Source organism: Pseudomonas sp. RT6P73, assembly GCF_054897715.1.
In genome coordinates this window covers 171,390-186,550 of record NZ_JBUBUV010000002.1, presented here as the reverse complement: position 1 = coordinate 186,550, position 15,161 = coordinate 171,390, and the positions used below count along the sequence as shown (strand labels likewise).

The following is a 15,161-nucleotide window of genomic DNA, read 5'->3' as shown; positions in this document are numbered from 1 at the left end:
AAATTACATCACTCGGCGTTTTTGTGCCGACGAAGATGCAACAGGTATTGCACCGGACCAGACGCCGCGTAAGCGAGGAAAACCAGCAGCAGAATGCGCGGCGGATCACTGAAGACCACGGCAAACACCAACACTACCGCCAGGATCGCGACAAAGGGTACTCGCCCCTTCAAGTCCAGCTCCTTGAAGCTGTTGTACTTGATGTTGCTGACCATCAGCATGCCGGCGGCGGCAACCATCAGCGCAACCAGGAACGACATCTTGGACCCCTGAATGCCGTAATCGCTGAACGCCCAGACAATCCCCGCCACCACACCCGCGGCAGCCGGGCTGGCCAGGCCGATGAAGTAGCGTTTGTCCGCGGTACCGACTTGAGTGTTGAAACGCGCCAGACGCAGCGCCGCACCTGCGACATAGATGAAGGCAACCATCCAGCCGACCTTGCCCATGTCACCCAAGGCCCAACCAAACGCCAGCAATGCCGGCGCAACACCAAAGGCGACCATGTCCGACAACGAGTCGTACTCGGCACCAAAGGCACTCTGGGTGTTGGTCATACGGGCAACGCGACCATCAAGGCCGTCGAGCACCATGGCGACGAAAATCGCGATCGCGGCAAACGCGAAATACTTGCTCGCACCAATCGAATCACCGGCACTCAAGGCGCTCTGGGCGCTCATCGAGCTGATGATGGAATAAAACCCTGCGAACAGGTTCGCGGTGGTGAACAGATTCGGCAGAAGATAGATACCACGATGCCGGACTTTACGACCTTCAGCGTCGTGCCCTTCCTCGATGTGTTCATCGATGGGCAGCAGGCTTTCGGCGTCAGAAGCCTTGTTTGGCTCTTCGGGACGTTCGCTCATGGACATTACCTTGCAACGGGGTGGAAAGTTTCGACAGGTGTCTGGGACGACGGTTCGGCCGCAAACGATGCAGCTTTATACCAGAACCGGCTACCCCAAACGAAAAAACGCGGCCTAAGCCGCGTTTTCCGTACAAGTGCGCGACTTAGTTTTTAGCTTTGTCGACGATCTTGTTGGCACCGATCCACGGCATCATGGAGCGCAGTTGCTCGCCGATGATTTCGATACCGTGAGCGGCGTTGTTGCGACGCTTGGCGGTCATCGAAGGGTAGCCGGTTGCGCCTTCGCTGATGAACATTTTGGCGTATTCGCCGTCCTGAATACGTTTCAGGGCGTTGCGCATGGCCTGACGGGACTCGGCGTTGATCACTTCCGGGCCAGTCACGTACTCGCCGTATTCAGCGTTGTTGGAGATCGAGTAGTTCATGTTGGCGATACCGCCTTCGTACATGAGGTCAACGATCAGCTTCAATTCGTGCAGGCATTCGAAGTAGGCCATTTCCGGCGCGTAGCCAGCTTCAACCAGGGTTTCGAAACCGGCCTTGACCAGTTCAACGGTACCGCCGCACAGAACGGCTTGTTCGCCGAACAGGTCGGTTTCAGTCTCGTCCTTGAAGGTGGTTTCGATGATGCCGGTACGACCGCCACCAACGCCAGCGGCGTAGGACAGTGCAACGTTCTTGGCGTTGCCCGAAGCATCCTGATAGATAGCGATCAGGTCAGGGATACCGCCGCCTTTGACGAATTCGGAACGCACGGTGTGGCCCGGTGCTTTCGGCGCGATCATGATCACGTCGAGGTCAGCGCGCGGAACAACCTGGTTGTAGTGGATCGCGAAGCCGTGGGAGAAGGCCAGGGTGGCGCCTTTCTTGATGTTCGGCTCGATTTCGTTCTTGTAGAGAGCAGACTGGAACTCGTCCGGGGTCAGGATCATGACCAGGTCGGCAGCCGCAACAGCGGAAGCAACGTCAGTCACTTTCAGGCCGTGAGCTTCGGCTTTGGCAACAGTGGCCGAACCTTTGCGCAGACCGACAGTAACGTCAACGCCGGAGTCTTTCAGGTTGCACGCTTGAGCGTGGCCCTGGGAGCCGTAACCGATGATGGCAACTTTCTTGCCCTGGATGATCGACAGGTCGCAGTCTTTTTCGTAATAAACTTTCATGAAATTCCCCTATATATCCAGGCCGTTCAGGCCGTTCGCTAATTTATTTTAGATGCTAAGTACTTTGTCGCCGCGAGCTATACCGGTTACGCCGCTACGGACGGTTTCCAGGATCGAGGCGGTGCCAATGGACTGAATGAAGCTGTCGAGCTTGTCGCTGGTACCGGTCAGTTGAACGGTATACACGCTAGCGCTGACATCGACGATCTGCCCACGGTAAATATCGGTGGTGCGCTTGATCTCGGCGCGCTGGGCGCCGGTGGCCTTGACCTTGACCAGCATCAGTTCGCGCTCGATGTGAGCACTCTCCGACAGGTCGACCAGTTTGACCACTTCGATCAGCTTGTTCAGGTTCTTGGTGATCTGCTCGATGATTTCATCGTGGCCGACAGTGGTCAGCGTCAGACGCGACAAGGTCGGGTCCTCGGTTGGAGCCACGGTCAGGCTTTCGATGTTGTAGTTGCGCTGCGAGAACAGGCCGACTACACGAGACAGAGCGCCGGGTTCGTTTTCCAGAAGCAGGGAAATAATATGTCGCATGATTAAGTACGCTCCGTCTTGCTCAGCCACATATCACGCATGGAGCCGTCTTTGATCTGCATCGGGTAGACGTGTTCGCTGGTGTCAACCGAAACATCGATGATCACCAGACGATCTTTCATGGCGAACGCTTCCTCCATCTTCAACTTCAAATCTTTCGAGTCGGTGATGCGCACGCCGACGTGACCATAGGCCTCCGCCAACTTGACGAAGTCAGGCAGCGACTCCATGTAGGAATGCGAGTGACGGCTGCCATAGCTCATGTCTTGCCACTGGCGAACCATACCCAGAACACCGTTGTTCAGGATGACGATTTTCACCGGCAAGCCATATTGCAGACAGGTGGACAGTTCCTGAATGTTCATCTGGATACTGCCTTCGCCCGTCACGCAGACGACGTCGTCATCCGGGAAGCTCAGCTTGATGCCCATGGCCGCCGGAAAACCGAAGCCCATGGTGCCCAGGCCGCCGGAGTTAATCCAGCGGTTCGGCTTGTTAAACGTGTAGTACTGCGCCGCGAACATTTGGTGCTGACCCACGTCGGAGGCTACAAAGGCATCGCCCTTGGTCACTTCGCACAGGGTTTCGATCACGGTCTGCGGCTTGATGACGCTGCCGTCGCCCTTGTCATAAGGGAACAGGCCGCGCTCACCGCGCCACTCGTCAACTTGCTTCCACCAGCTGGCAACGGACTCCTTGTTCGGGGTCTCGCCGATTTCCTTGAGGATCGCGACCATCTCGGTCAGGACACTCTCCACCGGACCGACGATAGGAACGTCTGCCTTGATGGTCTTGGAGATCGAAGCCGGGTCGATGTCGATGTGAATGATCTTGGCATTCGGGCAGAACTTGGCCGGGCCGTTGATCACGCGGTCGTCGAAACGAGCGCCAACTGCAAGGATCACGTCAGCATGGTGCATCGCCAGGTTAGCGGTGTAGCTGCCGTGCATGCCGAGCATGCCGATGAACTGACGGTCGGTGCCAGGGTAGGCACCCAATCCCATCAGGGTATTGGTCACTGGCAGGTTGAGCATCTTCGCCAGCTCGGTCAGCGGCGCGGAGCCGCCACCAAGAATCACACCGCCGCCTGCATACATCACAGGACGCTTGGCCGCCAGGAGCATTTCTGCCGCCTTGCGGATTTGCCCGGAGTGACCGCGAACGGCCGGACTGTAGGAACGCAGCTTGGCTTTTTTCGGGAAGATGTATTCGAACTTCTCGGCCGGATTGGTCATGTCTTTCGGAATATCGACCACGACCGGCCCCGGACGACCGGATTGCGCCAGGTAGAACGCTTTTTTCATGACTTCCGGGATTTCCGACGCGTGCTTGATCATGAAGCTGTGCTTCACGATCGGCCGGGAGATACCGATCATGTCGGTTTCCTGGAACGCATCGGTGCCAACCATGGTGCTAGGCACCTGGCCGGAAATGACCACCATCGGAATGGAGTCCATGTAGGCCGTGGCAATACCGGTGATGGCGTTGGTTGCGCCTGGGCCGGAGGTCACCAGTACCACACCGGCTTTACCGGTGGCACGGGCATAGCCGTCAGCCATATGGGTCGCAGCCTGTTCGTGACGAACCAGGATGTGGGTCACTTCCGGTTCTTTGAACAGGGCATCGTAGACATGAAGAAGAGCACCACCCGGGTACCCGTAGATATATTTAACGCCTTCGTCACGCAAAAAGCGGACGAGCATCTCACCGCCAGATAAAAGCTCCACGTTGTTCACCTCTAAAACGCCAGAATACCGCCCACATAAAAAGGGGACGGGTCTTAATAGGTTTACTTCTCAGCAGAGCATGAGCGACGGTGGTCGCCGACTACGTCAGCACTGACTGAGCAAGTATTGGGATCGTCCCAAGTGTTGCGGGGCTTTCCCACCCAGCGCGAGGTAACGCGTTGCGGGTGTAACAGGTCGGCGCGGATGTGCGCCTCATGATCTGCTGAGTGGGCCTGCTTCTGGCAGTCCCTCTACAGCGGACTTTGGATTCTTCTGTTTCGTCCTCTGCAAGTCAAGCCGTCTATGTGCTTTATTGAAGTAAGCACATGAGAAAGCAAGAAAAAACCGCTAAACCGCAACTGTGTTAGCTTCAATTGCGCAACTCTGGCAAGGAAATGGCATGCGAACGTTCTTGATGGTCAGTCTGCTGGTCAGCCCTTTGTGTATGGGCGGTCAGATCTATAAATGGGTCGACGCCCAAGGCGTTACCCACTTCGACGCGCAACCGCCGCAAGGCCAGGAGGCCACCACGGTGGTGACGCCCTCCCCGCCTGCCGGCAAACCCGCCGCGCCAACGCGCAGCACGGCGATTGGCGATCAACAGGCCATCGACAACACAGTGAAAAAACAGGTCGCCGAGCAGCAAGCCCAGCTAAAGGTATTCTGCGAGCAGGCGCGAACGAACCTGGCCCAACTGCAGAACAATCCGCGATTGCGGGAGGATGTCGACGGTGAGCTGCGCCGCCTGACCGACGAGCAACGTCAGGAGCGCACAACCGAAGCACAGAAACAGATTGCGGATAACTGCCAATAGACATCTGTAGGCGCTGTCGAGTGAAACGAGGCTGCGATCTTTTGACTTTGCTTTTGAAACAAAATCAAAGATCGCAGCCTCGTTTCACTCGACAGCTGCTACAACGGATCCGAGTCAGCGAGAGGCGGTGATCAGCAGATCAAACTCTTTGAGCAAGACCTGCAGCTGTCGATCCTTGCCCTGGACATTGCGGGCGGCAAAAACCATTTCGGCCATCTCCTGAATCCCCGACGCGTTGGGCAGCGGCAGATCCTGTTCGAGGATGACCTTCATCCGCGGCAGGAAGATCCACTGCAGCCACTGCTCGAAATCCAGCGTATCAACCGAAAACGGTTCGACGCTGGATAACGCTTCAGCGGATGGCGAAACGTCGTCCCACCAGCCCTGAACCCGCAGTTCACGTTCGATCAACAGCAGTTGTTCGGCAATCTTCGGGAAGCGTGCGTCCATCACAGCGAAACCTTGGCCTTCTGACGGGCCAGTGAAGCACCTTGGGAATCACCCTGCTTCTCACGCGCCTGGCCGATCAATTCCCACAGGCTGGCCTGAAGCGCCGGACGACCATTGGCCAACGTCAGGCCACGACGAGCGAACTGTTCAGCCTGGGGTGCATCGCCTTGGGCCATGCGCACCTGAGCCAGTCGATAGAGCACTTGCGGCTCACGCGGTGCAACACGCTGGGCGCGCTCAAGACTGGAGGACGCACCGTTGAGGTCACCGCCGGCCTGTTGCTGCTGAGCCGTGGTCAACAACGCCAGTACGGGACCGTCCAATTGCTCATCGGCAGACAAGCCACCGGCGCTCGACGAAGGAATCCCGCTCGGCGTCGACGGCATGCTGTAGCTGCCCTGATTGACTGGTGCCGACTGCACCGGCGAGGTATCGATCGGCCCCGGGGTAATCGGGCCTGGGGTTATCGGCCCGGTGCTGATCGGTGCCGACGCCACTGCGCCGCCACCTGGCACCATCACGACGACACCGGTGTCACCTTGTGGAATCGCCTGAGTCTGGGCTTGAACGGGACGCTTAGTCGTCGTCTGGCGGAAACCGCCATTGGCCGACACTCGCTCACTGTTGGAGACAGCGCTGCCAGAATCCACAACCGGGATCGAACCGCGTTGTACGGAGGAACAACCGCTGAGCAAAGCCACGGCGGTAACCGCTGGAATCAACCACTTGTTCACTTGAAACCCTCTTTGCTTAATTCATCCAGCCCTTGACCCAATCCATCACCGTTTCGCCGGATGCAGGGCTTTCGCCACCGCACGCAGCGCCGGGAGGCGGTTCGCTGCCGCGAATATACGGCATCTGCACAGCACCTGGGCAGCTGCCTTCGGAACCTTGCCCGGTACGCGAATCGACCCAGGCCTGAACAACGTTGTCCGGCTGCGGCATGTCCAGCGGCAGCGGATCGGCCTTGCGCATGAAACTGGTCCACACCTGCAATGCACCGGTGGCACCGGTGAACGGCGTCTTACCGTTGTCATCGCGACCCAACCACACCACGGCCAGCAAGTCTTGGCTGAAACCGGCGAACCAGCTGTCACGCGAGTCGTTACTGGTACCGGTCTTGCCGGCCAGGGTCAGGGTTTTCGGCAGTACGTTATAAACCGAACTGCCGGTACCTTCACGCATGACCCGCTGCATGGCGCTCTGGATCAGGTAAATGGAGGCCGGGTCGAAACGCTGCTCGATCTGGAACGGATAACGCTTGAGCGGTTCGCCTTCAGCGGTCAGTACGCTACGAATCCCGCGCATCGGCGTATTGAAACCACCGTTGGCCAGCGTCTGGTACATAGTCGCCACTTCGATAGGCGTCAGGCCACCGGCCCCCAGCAGCATCGAAGGGAACGCTGGAAACTCGCGACTGACCCCAAGACGCGCCAGTGTCTTCAAGACATTCGGTACACCCACCGCCAACCCGAGACGCGCCGTCGACAGGTTGTAGGAATGGGCCAGGCCCTGGTACAGGAACACTGTACCGTGGGAACGGCGATCGTAGTTCTGGGGTTTCCAGACCTGACCGTCCGCACCTTTGATCGAAAAGGATTCGTCCGACAGCCAACTGGTCAGCGTGTACTGGCTCGGTTTCTCAAGGGCTGTCAGATACACCGCAGGCTTGATCAACGAGCCGATCGGCCTTACCGCATCCAGCGCACGGTTGAAGCCGGCGAAACTGGCCTGACGACTGCCGATCATGGCCTGGACTTCACCGGTTTCCGGGTTGGTCACGACCATCGCCGCTTCAACTTCATCGGAACCCTTGCGCCCGGCCAGGCGTTTAAAGGTGTCGTTGACCGACGCCTCGGCTTTCATCTGCAGGATCGGGTCGAAACTGGTGAAGATCCGCAGGCCTTCTTCGGTCAAGTCTTCGTCGCGATAGTCTTCGCGCAGCTGACGTTTAACCAGGTCGAGGAAGCCCGGGAAAGAACTGTCCGCCAGCTTGCCGCGCGTCGTCACACCCAGTGGCATTTTCTTCGCGGCGGCGACCTGTTCAGCGGTGGCGACGCCTTGCTGCTCAAGCACATCGAGCACCAGATTGCGCCGTTCCAATGCCCGTTCCGGGTTGCGACGCGGATTGTAATAGGACGGCCCCTTGACCATCCCCACCAGCATTGCGACTTGATGCAGTTTCAGCTCGGACAATGGCTGACCGAAGAAGAACTGGCTGGCCAGGCCAAAACCGTGCACGGCGCGCTGGCCATCCTGACCGACGAACACTTCATTGAGGTACGCCTCAAGAATTTCCCGTTTGTCGTAATGCAGCTCAAGCAGCATCGCCATCATGGCTTCGGTGAGTTTGCGGGTCAGGCTGCGTTCGCTGGTCAGGTAGAAATTCTTCACCAACTGTTGTGTCAGCGTACTGCCGCCCTGGGTCATCTTGCCGCCGGAGGTGTTAACCCACACGGCGCGAGCAATCGATTTGGGCGACACGCCCCAGTGACTGTAGAAATCCCGGTCTTCAACGGCCGTCAGGGTTTCCAGCAGGTACGGCGGGACCTGATCGATTTTGATCAGAATGCGATCTTCGAGGTTTTTCGGGTAGATCCCGCCGATCAGCAACGGCTCCAGCCGCACGACCGAAAGCTTCGAACCGTTGGTCGCCGAAAGTTCAGCCACATAGTCGCCGGAGAAGCGCACGCGCACCGGCTGAGCGTTCTCCAGGCCTTCATAGAACTGGAAGCCGCGGGTATTCAAGTCGACGGTGTTGCCGTTGACCGCCGCAGCGCCGGGGCCGTTGCTCACGGCTTCGCGGCGATAGCCCAAGGCATCGAGTTCGGTCAGGAAGTCTTCCTTGCTCAGCTTTTGGCCGGTAAACAGCTCAAGCGGGCGCGCATACACCTTGGCCGGGATGGTCCAGCGCTTGCCGGAGAACTTCTCCTGGACCACGGCATCGAGGTAAACCGCGAACCCGGCGAGCACCACGAGGCCGACCAGACTGAGTTTAAGGGCCCAGCCCAGCCAGGGGCTCAAGCCCTTGGAAGGTGGTTTTTTGGGGGTACGGGGGGATCGAGTACGAGTCATGGCGGCGGATTATACGCACTTTATTCATACTCAACAGGAGCCCTCCGAGGTTTGCGTCAGGCGGACTTGCAGCCATAATGGCGACCGTGAATTTTCCCCAGACTCTGAAGGATCGCCTGTGAGCCAGTCCCTGATCGCCGCCCTGCAAAACCCGGCCCTCTACCCGCATCCGGTAGACGGGTTCCAGGTCATCGAGACCCATATCTCCTGGGTCATTCTCACAGGCCCATTCGCTTATAAAGTGAAGAAGCCAGTGAATTTCGGCTTCCTCGACTTCACCAGCCTCGACGCTCGTGAGCATTTCTGCAGCGAAGAACTGCGCCTTAACCAGCGCCTGACCAGCGATTTGTATCTGGAAGTGCTGCCGATTACCGGCAGCGAAGCAGCACCGCACCTGGGTGGCGAGGGGCCGGTTGTCGATTTCGCGCTGAAAATGCGTCAATTCCCACAAAGCCAGTTGCTCAGCACCCTGCAAGCCAATGGCGAGTTGACCACCGCACACATCGACGAGATGGCCGCGCAGATCGCCCAGTTCCACCTCACTGCACCGAAAGTGCCTGGCGAACACGAAGCCGGCACCCCGGACAGCGTGATGGCGCCAGTACGCCAGAACTTCGAACAGATCCGCCCGTTCCTCAGCGACAAGGCCGATCTGCTGCAACTCGATGCTTTGCAAGCCTGGGCCGAAAGCAGCTTCGAACGCCTCAAGCCGCTGTTTGCCCAGCGCAAGGCTGAAGGCTTTACCCGCGAATGCCACGGTGACATTCACCTGGGCAACGCCACCGTGATCGACGGCAAGGTCGTGATCTTCGACTGCATCGAGTTCAACGAACCGTTCCGCTTCACCGACGTTTACGCCGACACCGGTTTCCTGGCCATGGACCTGGAAGACCGCGGCTTGAAGAGCCTTGCGCGTCGCTTCATCAGCCAGTACCTGGAACTGACCGGTGACTATCAAGGCCTTGAGGTGCTGAACTTCTATAAAGCCTACCGCGCCCTGGTTCGCGCCAAGGTCAGCCTGTTCAGCATGCCGGCCGAGGCCGACCCGGTGCAACGCGCCACCACCCTGCGCCAGTACCGCAACTACGCCAACCTGGCGGAAAGCTACAGCACCATTCCTTCGCGTTTCATGGCGATTACCCACGGTGTTTCCGCCGTCGGCAAGAGCCACGTGGCCATGCGTCTGGTGGAAGCGCTGGGCGCCATTCGCCTGCGTTCGGATGTTGAACGCAAGCGACTGTTCGGCGAACAAACCGTACCTAATGACCCGCAGGCCGGCATTTATAGTGCCGACGCCAGCGCCGCCACCTATACCCGCCTGCATGAGATTGCCGCAGTGATCCTGCGTGCCGGTTTCCCGGTGGTCATCGATGCGACATACCTCAAGCGCGACCAGCGCGACGGCGCGGCGAAAATTGCCGAAGCCACCGGTGCACCGTTCCTGATCCTCGATTGCAATGCACCACAAGCAGTCATCGAGAGCTGGCTGGCCTTGCGTCAGGCAGACAAGAAGGATCCGTCTGACGCCAACCTGGCTGTCATCGCAGCACAGCAAGCCAGTCGTGAAGCTCTGACGCCTGCCGAGATTCTGTGCAGCAAACGCGTCCAGACCAATGAAAGCGGAACCCTCGATACCGTAGTCGCGCAGATTCGTCAGCGCATGCCAGGTCTGTAAAAAACTATTTCAACCGTGGAGCCCTTGCCGGCTTCACGGCTGTCAAATAGTGGCACTATACTGGCGTCATAAAACCATCAGGTGATGCGACATGAGCCAGCCGAAACTCCTCGACACCCCGCTTTATGCCTTGCTGCACAAAGACGACATCGCAGGCTTCAATGCCGAACGTGCCGGTCATGCCTCTGTCGACATGGTCGGCGGCGATTTTCGTGGTCTGGACCTGCGTGAGCTGAATGCCGATGGCGTCGACTTTACCGATGCCTATTTCCGCTCCGCCGATTTGCGCGGCATCGACTTTCGCAACTCATGCCTGGAAGGCGCGAGCCTGGCTCACGCACAGATCTCCGGGGCCTACTTTCCGCCAGAACTGAGCGCTGACGAGATCCTGATGTCGATGAATTTCGGTACTCGCCTGCGTTATCGCACCCGCTAAAAACGACGTTCTGCCTGACAAGTCCAGCGCCCCCGCTTTGCGCTGGACGCTGGATTTTTTGTCGTGAAAGTTGATTCCTCCGCGCCTCCTCCTACTGCCCCCGCAGACCTTCACGCAGCTATTTGAGCATTCCTCTTAGAAGCTTTTGCGTCGAAACCGACCAAACAATCACGCTTTTCCTACTGATGGCTACACTCCTGAGAAGCTCGCCCACGCACCGATCGGCCGTCGCAAGGAGGCTTGATGAATGATGAACTGCAACACCTGAAGAATCTTGGCAAGACGTCGGCGCAGTGGCTGCATGCCGTGGGCATCCACAGCGCCTCGGACTTGCGTCGCCTTGGGGCGGTGGATGCTTATCGGGCCGTGCGTACGCGCGGGTTCCGGGCGTCCAAGGTGTTGTTGTATGCGATCGAAGGCGCACTGATGGACGTGCACTGGAATGACATTCCGGCTGATCGCAAAGAAGCCTTGAACAAACAACTGGAAGCCATCTCGTCACGTCACAAGAATTGAACAGGCAGATTTCGCCTCAGGATTACCGCCTGAAGCGCAATGATTTCGGGGCTATTCAGCAAGAGAACGGAGGATTTCAAAGAAATCAAAAAACAGCGGTTGACTTGGTAATGAGAATCGCTATTATTATCACAACTGGTCGCGAGACTGGTCGATATTTGAAAAGCCCTTGGTTCGGACTCTCAGATATCTCCTCATCAGGCTAATCACGGTTATTTGACCCGACTCTTGTCGGGTCTTTTTTTGCCTGTGAAAAAGTGGTCGTTTACTGACCGAACTGCTTACGCATTTCTGCACAGTAATCCTGAGCCGGTGTGGCGGGCGTATACCAGACGTAATCAGCCATGGCCGGTGTTACCTCACCGCCCTGCTCCGCCAGCATCAAAACCGTCGGTGATTGCGGCTCTCCAAGATCAAGCACGTGGATCGGCACGCCAACATCCTTGCGCGCGTGATAGGCGCCAGCGAACAGCAGCGAAGGCGTCGGTGCCGACAGCAAACGCTCGGCCATCCGCCGATCACGTTGCTGCTGGACCGCCAGCATCGCGGGCATTTGTGAGGTGGGCAGCAGGCCGCAATGGGAGTCGTTGATCTGCGCCAGCAGCTCATCCTTGACTGACGAGGCGTTGGAACGCGAACCACTTAATGTCGGCGGTTTGCCATAAACGGTACGGACTTCAAGATTATCCAGATTGGCCGCCAGCAGCGGGTACGGTTGAGTCAGCACAAAATCCACGATCGGCCCGTACAGATTCCAGTCCCACCCCGACTGCCAGTTCAACGCGTCTGGCAAATCTGCCGGTAGGGTCGACGCACGGCGAACGTCATCGACACGCGGTTGTTGATCCGGCGTGAGCATTTCCAGAAGCAGGCTGCCCTGCGGTCGACGCTCGCCCAGCACCTGTAACAACCACAATTGCAGTTGATGGTGATCACGATTGTCATGCTGCTCGCCGACGATCAGCCGCGACGGTTCGGCCAGCCGGGCGACCAGCTCCTGAGGTGTCAGGACCTGACCGCTGCGCAAATCACGAACCTCACCGGTGACCGGAGGCGGATTGGAGAGGTGCTGGCAGCCACTCAAGACCAGCAGCGCCAACAGCAAAATCACACGCATGTGTTCACCTCGATGAAATGCTCAGCGGGCGATGATCAGCGGATGCCCACGTTCCGGGTGCTGCTGCACCAGTACTTCCAGCCCGAACACGGCTTTGAGCGGCTCCGGACGCAATACCTGCTCCGGTGTATCAAGCGCCACCGGTCGCCCACCTTCGAGCAGCAACAGGCGATCACAATAGCGTGCCGCCAGATTCAGATCATGCAGGATCACCAGCACCGCAGCGCCGTGATCGGCGAATTCGCGCACCGCTTGCAGGGTGGTGTGCTGGTGCAGCGGATCGAGCATCGAGGTCGGCTCATCGAGCAACAGCGTCTGCCCCGCTTCGCCTGGCCAGAGCTGCGCCAGCACACGCGCCAGATGCACCCGCTGACGCTCGCCGCCGGACAAGGCCAGATAGCTGCGACCACTCAAGTGCCCGGCATCGGCAGCGTGCAAGGCGGCGGCGACGATCTCGTCATCCCGCACTCGCCCGCTCTGGTAAGGCAAACGGCCCATGCCGACCACTTCTTCGACACGAAAGGCAAAGTCCAGGGTCGATACCTGCGGCAATACCGCCAGTCGCTGGGCTCGTTGCGCGCCGGTCCAATGATTCAACTCGCGATCATCGAGCCAGACGCTGCCGTGATCAGCCTTCAATTCACCGCACAAGGCACCGAGCAAGGTGCTTTTGCCGGCACCGTTGGGGCCCAAGACGCCGAGGACTTCGCCTGGCTTGAGCTCAAGTGTGATGTCCGTCAGAACGATCTTCGTGCCTCGACGGATTTGCAGGTGCTGGGTTCGCAACATCAGGCACGCCCTCTGAGCAATAAATACAGAAAGAACGGCGCGCCGATGAAGGCCGTGACAATCCCGATCGGCAATTCCGCCGGCGCCAGGGCAAGCCGCGCCACCAAGTCGGCAAATAACAGAAGACTGGCACCCGCCAGCACCGAGGCCGGTAGCAACACCCGATGATCAGGACCGGCCAGCAGTCGCACCAGATGCGGCACCACCAGACCGACAAAGCCGATCATTCCCGCTGCTGCCACTGCCGCGCCAACGCCCAGCGCAGTACAGAACACCAGTTCGCGCTTGAGCCCTTCGACGTCGATGCCCAAATGACCGGCTTCCGACTCGCCCAGCAGCAACGCATTCAAAGCCTTGGCCCGACGCGGCAACCACAGCGCCACACCGGCACTCACCAGCAGTAACGGCCAGAGCCGCGAATAGCTGGCGCCGTTGAGACTGCCCAGGTTCCAGAACGTCAGCGTACGCAAGGTCGCATCATCGGCCAGATAGGTGAACAGCCCCACCGCCGAGCCTGCCAGCGCAGTCAACGCGATGCCGGCCAGCAACATGGTCGCAACATGGGTCTGCCCGTTACGCCGACCCAGCCGATACACCAACGCCGTCACGCCCAAGCCACCGAGAAATGCGCACACCGACAATAAATAAGGGCCAAACGATTCAGGCAGACCGCCAAATATCGAACCACCCACAATCGCGATAGCGGCGCCCAACGCCGCACCGCTGGACACGCCGACCAACCCCGGATCAGCCAGCGGGTTACGAAACAAGCCCTGCATCGCCACGCCCGACAGCGCCAGCACGCCTCCCACCGCCAGGCCCAACAAGGTTCGAGGCAGGCGGATTTGCCCGAGGATAAGTTCGGCCTGTTCCAGCCCGTCGGGCGCAATGGGAAGACCGATCATGCGCAATGCGGCGCGCAAGGTATCAAATAAAGGCAGGCTCACCGGCCCCAGCGCCAACGACAACCAGATAGCCACTAAACAAAGCAGGCTCAAACCAATGAACAACGTGCGGGGTTTAACCAGAATGGTCATAGGGCGGTTTTACCGGGAAAGAAGCTGTCAGAAAGCTTTTTCAGTTCGTCGGGCAACCGCGGACCGAGCCCACCCACCAGTAACGTCGGATCGAGCTCCATGACGCGTCCATTCTTGGCCGCGCGGGTCGAGGACAGAATCGGATTCTCCTTGAATAACGCCGCACGCGCGGCATCGCCAGTCAGCGCTCGGTCAGCGAACACCAGCACGTCAGGGTCCAGACTGACCAGCGACTCAACAGAAAAGGGTTTGTAGCCAGTATGCGTTGCCAGATTGTGCCCACCCGCCTGTTGGATTAACCAATCAGCGGCGGTGTCCTTGCCGGCGATAAGCGGTTTGCCGCCAGCATGCCCCAACAGTAACAGCACCCCCGGCGACTTTTCCTTCAACTGCGCGCGAGTGACCCGGACCTTCTGCTGCTCGAGTTGCTGCTGATAAGACTGAAGCAATTGCGCAGCCCGGTCTTCAGCACCGAGCAACTTGCCCAGGTGCGCCAAGTTGCCCTGCAACGTCGGCAGGTCTGGCTGGGCCGAGAACAACTCGACTTGCACACCCGCACTGCGAATCTGCGACAGCACCGGCGGCGGCCCCATTTCTTCGGTGCCGACCAGAATATGCGGGCGTAAGCTCAAGATGCCCTCCGCCGACAGTTGCCGCTGATAACCGATGCTCGGCAGCGCCTTCAACGATTGCGGATGCTGGCTGGTGGTATCGACACCGACCAGTTTCGATTCGCCGCCCAGCGCGCTTACCCACTCGGACAGGGCGCCGCCGGCACTGACCCAACGCTGTGGCAACTCGGCCGCTGCGGCGTGATGGCTGACGAGGAGTCCGACACACAGCGCAGCAACGCGGGTACTCAGGCGCATAAACAGCTTCCTTTTAAGTTTTCCCAGGCATCGAGATGACAGGCCAAGTATCCTCGGCATCCGGCACCTGCACCCGACGGGCGAAGCG

Annotated in this window: 15 protein-coding genes; 4 read left to right on the top strand and 11 right to left on the bottom strand. The window is 58.9% G+C overall.

The genetic code is table 11. The features are described 5' to 3' along the window. Nucleotides 1–8: 8 nt before the first annotated feature. The 4 genes from pssA to ACYZT6_RS01080 all read right to left on the bottom strand — a co-directional run bounded on the left by pssA (nucleotide 9) and on the right by ACYZT6_RS01080 (nucleotide 4,295). Nucleotides 9–866 (bottom strand): CDP-diacylglycerol--serine O-phosphatidyltransferase, encoded by an 858-nt coding sequence (gene pssA, locus ACYZT6_RS01095; protein WP_010467638.1) that lies wholly within the window; start codon nucleotides 864–866, stop codon nucleotides 9–11. A gap of 145 nt (nucleotides 867–1,011) precedes the next feature. After that, nucleotides 1,012–2,028, bottom strand: coding sequence for a ketol-acid reductoisomerase (gene ilvC, locus ACYZT6_RS01090; protein ID WP_007948647.1), 1,017 nt, complete (start codon nucleotides 2,026–2,028; stop codon nucleotides 1,012–1,014). Nucleotides 2,029–2,076: 48 nt separating this feature from the next. Then, nucleotides 2,077–2,568 (bottom strand): acetolactate synthase small subunit, encoded by a 492-nt coding sequence (gene ilvN, locus ACYZT6_RS01085; RefSeq protein WP_003205610.1) that lies wholly within the window; start codon nucleotides 2,566–2,568, stop codon nucleotides 2,077–2,079. A gap of 2 nt (nucleotides 2,569–2,570) precedes the next feature. Next, complete coding sequence (locus tag ACYZT6_RS01080; RefSeq protein WP_462025378.1) at nucleotides 2,571–4,295, bottom strand: acetolactate synthase 3 large subunit; 1,725 nt, start codon at nucleotides 4,293–4,295, stop codon at nucleotides 2,571–2,573. 400 nt (nucleotides 4,296–4,695) lie between these two features. Between ACYZT6_RS01080 and ACYZT6_RS01075 the strand changes: the two genes are divergently transcribed. Further along, a complete protein-coding gene (locus ACYZT6_RS01075) occupies nucleotides 4,696–5,109 on the top strand; it encodes a DUF4124 domain-containing protein (RefSeq protein WP_462025377.1) in 414 nt (137 codons plus the stop codon). Nucleotides 5,110–5,223: 114 nt separating this feature from the next. Here ACYZT6_RS01075 and ACYZT6_RS01070 read toward each other — a convergent pair whose 3' ends face one another. The 3 genes from ACYZT6_RS01070 to mrcB are packed head-to-tail and all read right to left on the bottom strand — an operon-like array spanning nucleotide 5,224 to nucleotide 8,634. After that, nucleotides 5,224–5,559, bottom strand: a complete 336-nt coding sequence (locus tag ACYZT6_RS01070; RefSeq protein ID WP_462025376.1) for a YqcC family protein — start codon at nucleotides 5,557–5,559, stop codon at nucleotides 5,224–5,226. Next, nucleotides 5,559–6,293, bottom strand: coding sequence for a tetratricopeptide repeat protein (locus ACYZT6_RS01065; protein WP_462025375.1), 735 nt, complete (start codon nucleotides 6,291–6,293; stop codon nucleotides 5,559–5,561). The genes ACYZT6_RS01070 and ACYZT6_RS01065 overlap by 1 nt, the downstream gene beginning before the upstream one ends. 16 nt (nucleotides 6,294–6,309) lie before the next feature. Further along, nucleotides 6,310–8,634 carry a penicillin-binding protein 1B gene (gene mrcB / locus ACYZT6_RS01060; protein WP_462025374.1) on the bottom strand — a complete coding sequence of 775 codons (2,325 nt, stop codon included), beginning with the start codon at nucleotides 8,632–8,634 and terminating at the stop codon, nucleotides 6,310–6,312. A gap of 118 nt (nucleotides 8,635–8,752) precedes the next feature. On the opposite strand from mrcB, the gene ACYZT6_RS01055 reads away from it, so the two are divergent. From ACYZT6_RS01055 to ACYZT6_RS01045, 3 genes are all read left to right on the top strand, one after another. Then, entirely contained in the window at nucleotides 8,753–10,309 is a 1,557-nt protein-coding gene (locus ACYZT6_RS01055) for a bifunctional aminoglycoside phosphotransferase/ATP-binding protein (protein WP_462025373.1), read from the top strand. A gap of 91 nt (nucleotides 10,310–10,400) precedes the next feature. Next, a complete protein-coding gene (locus ACYZT6_RS01050; RefSeq protein ID WP_462025372.1) occupies nucleotides 10,401–10,745 on the top strand; it encodes a pentapeptide repeat-containing protein in 345 nt (114 codons plus the stop codon). A 243-nt stretch (nucleotides 10,746–10,988) separates the two neighbouring features. Next, nucleotides 10,989–11,261, top strand: coding sequence for a TfoX/Sxy family protein (locus ACYZT6_RS01045; RefSeq protein ID WP_010467623.1), 273 nt, complete (start codon nucleotides 10,989–10,991; stop codon nucleotides 11,259–11,261). A gap of 265 nt (nucleotides 11,262–11,526) precedes the next feature. Here ACYZT6_RS01045 and ACYZT6_RS01040 read toward each other — a convergent pair whose 3' ends face one another. The 4 genes from ACYZT6_RS01040 to ACYZT6_RS01025 are packed head-to-tail and all read right to left on the bottom strand — an operon-like array spanning nucleotide 11,527 to nucleotide 15,073. Next, nucleotides 11,527–12,378, bottom strand: coding sequence for a ChaN family lipoprotein (locus ACYZT6_RS01040; RefSeq protein ID WP_462025371.1), 852 nt, complete (start codon nucleotides 12,376–12,378; stop codon nucleotides 11,527–11,529). Between the two features lie 21 nt (nucleotides 12,379–12,399). Beyond that, complete coding sequence (locus tag ACYZT6_RS01035; RefSeq protein ID WP_462025370.1) at nucleotides 12,400–13,167, bottom strand: heme ABC transporter ATP-binding protein; 768 nt, start codon at nucleotides 13,165–13,167, stop codon at nucleotides 12,400–12,402. Beyond that, nucleotides 13,167–14,204 carry a FecCD family ABC transporter permease gene (locus ACYZT6_RS01030; protein WP_462025369.1) on the bottom strand — a complete coding sequence of 346 codons (1,038 nt, stop codon included), beginning with the start codon at nucleotides 14,202–14,204 and terminating at the stop codon, nucleotides 13,167–13,169. The genes ACYZT6_RS01035 and ACYZT6_RS01030 overlap by 1 nt, the downstream gene beginning before the upstream one ends. Next, nucleotides 14,201–15,073, bottom strand: coding sequence for a heme/hemin ABC transporter substrate-binding protein (locus tag ACYZT6_RS01025; protein WP_462025368.1), 873 nt, complete (start codon nucleotides 15,071–15,073; stop codon nucleotides 14,201–14,203). Before ACYZT6_RS01025 ends, ACYZT6_RS01030 begins: the two co-directional genes overlap by 4 nt. Nucleotides 15,074–15,161 lie beyond the last annotated feature (88 nt).

What these genes read in the sequence shown, in the direction of transcription:
- pssA (WP_010467638.1), bottom strand. Translation starts at nt 866, where the DNA reads ATGAGCGAACGTCCCGAAGAGCCAAACAAGGCTTCTGACGCCGAAAGC.
- ilvC (WP_007948647.1), bottom strand. Translation starts at nt 2,028, where the DNA reads ATGAAAGTTTATTACGAAAAAGACTGCGACCTGTCGATCATCCAGGGC.
- ilvN (WP_003205610.1), bottom strand. Translation starts at nt 2,568, where the DNA reads ATGCGACATATTATTTCCCTGCTTCTGGAAAACGAACCCGGCGCTCTG.
- ACYZT6_RS01075 (WP_462025377.1), top strand. Translation starts at nt 4,696, where the DNA reads ATGCGAACGTTCTTGATGGTCAGTCTGCTGGTCAGCCCTTTGTGTATG.
- ACYZT6_RS01070 (WP_462025376.1), bottom strand. Translation starts at nt 5,559, where the DNA reads ATGGACGCACGCTTCCCGAAGATTGCCGAACAACTGCTGTTGATCGAA.
- mrcB (WP_462025374.1), bottom strand. Translation starts at nt 8,634, where the DNA reads ATGACTCGTACTCGATCCCCCCGTACCCCCAAAAAACCACCTTCCAAG.
- ACYZT6_RS01050 (WP_462025372.1), top strand. Translation starts at nt 10,401, where the DNA reads ATGAGCCAGCCGAAACTCCTCGACACCCCGCTTTATGCCTTGCTGCAC.
- ACYZT6_RS01045 (WP_010467623.1), top strand. Translation starts at nt 10,989, where the DNA reads ATGAATGATGAACTGCAACACCTGAAGAATCTTGGCAAGACGTCGGCG.
- ACYZT6_RS01040 (WP_462025371.1), bottom strand. Translation starts at nt 12,378, where the DNA reads ATGCGTGTGATTTTGCTGTTGGCGCTGCTGGTCTTGAGTGGCTGCCAG.
- ACYZT6_RS01035 (WP_462025370.1), bottom strand. Translation starts at nt 13,167, where the DNA reads ATGTTGCGAACCCAGCACCTGCAAATCCGTCGAGGCACGAAGATCGTT.
- ACYZT6_RS01030 (WP_462025369.1), bottom strand. Translation starts at nt 14,204, where the DNA reads ATGACCATTCTGGTTAAACCCCGCACGTTGTTCATTGGTTTGAGCCTG.
- ACYZT6_RS01025 (WP_462025368.1), bottom strand. Translation starts at nt 15,073, where the DNA reads ATGCGCCTGAGTACCCGCGTTGCTGCGCTGTGTGTCGGACTCCTCGTC.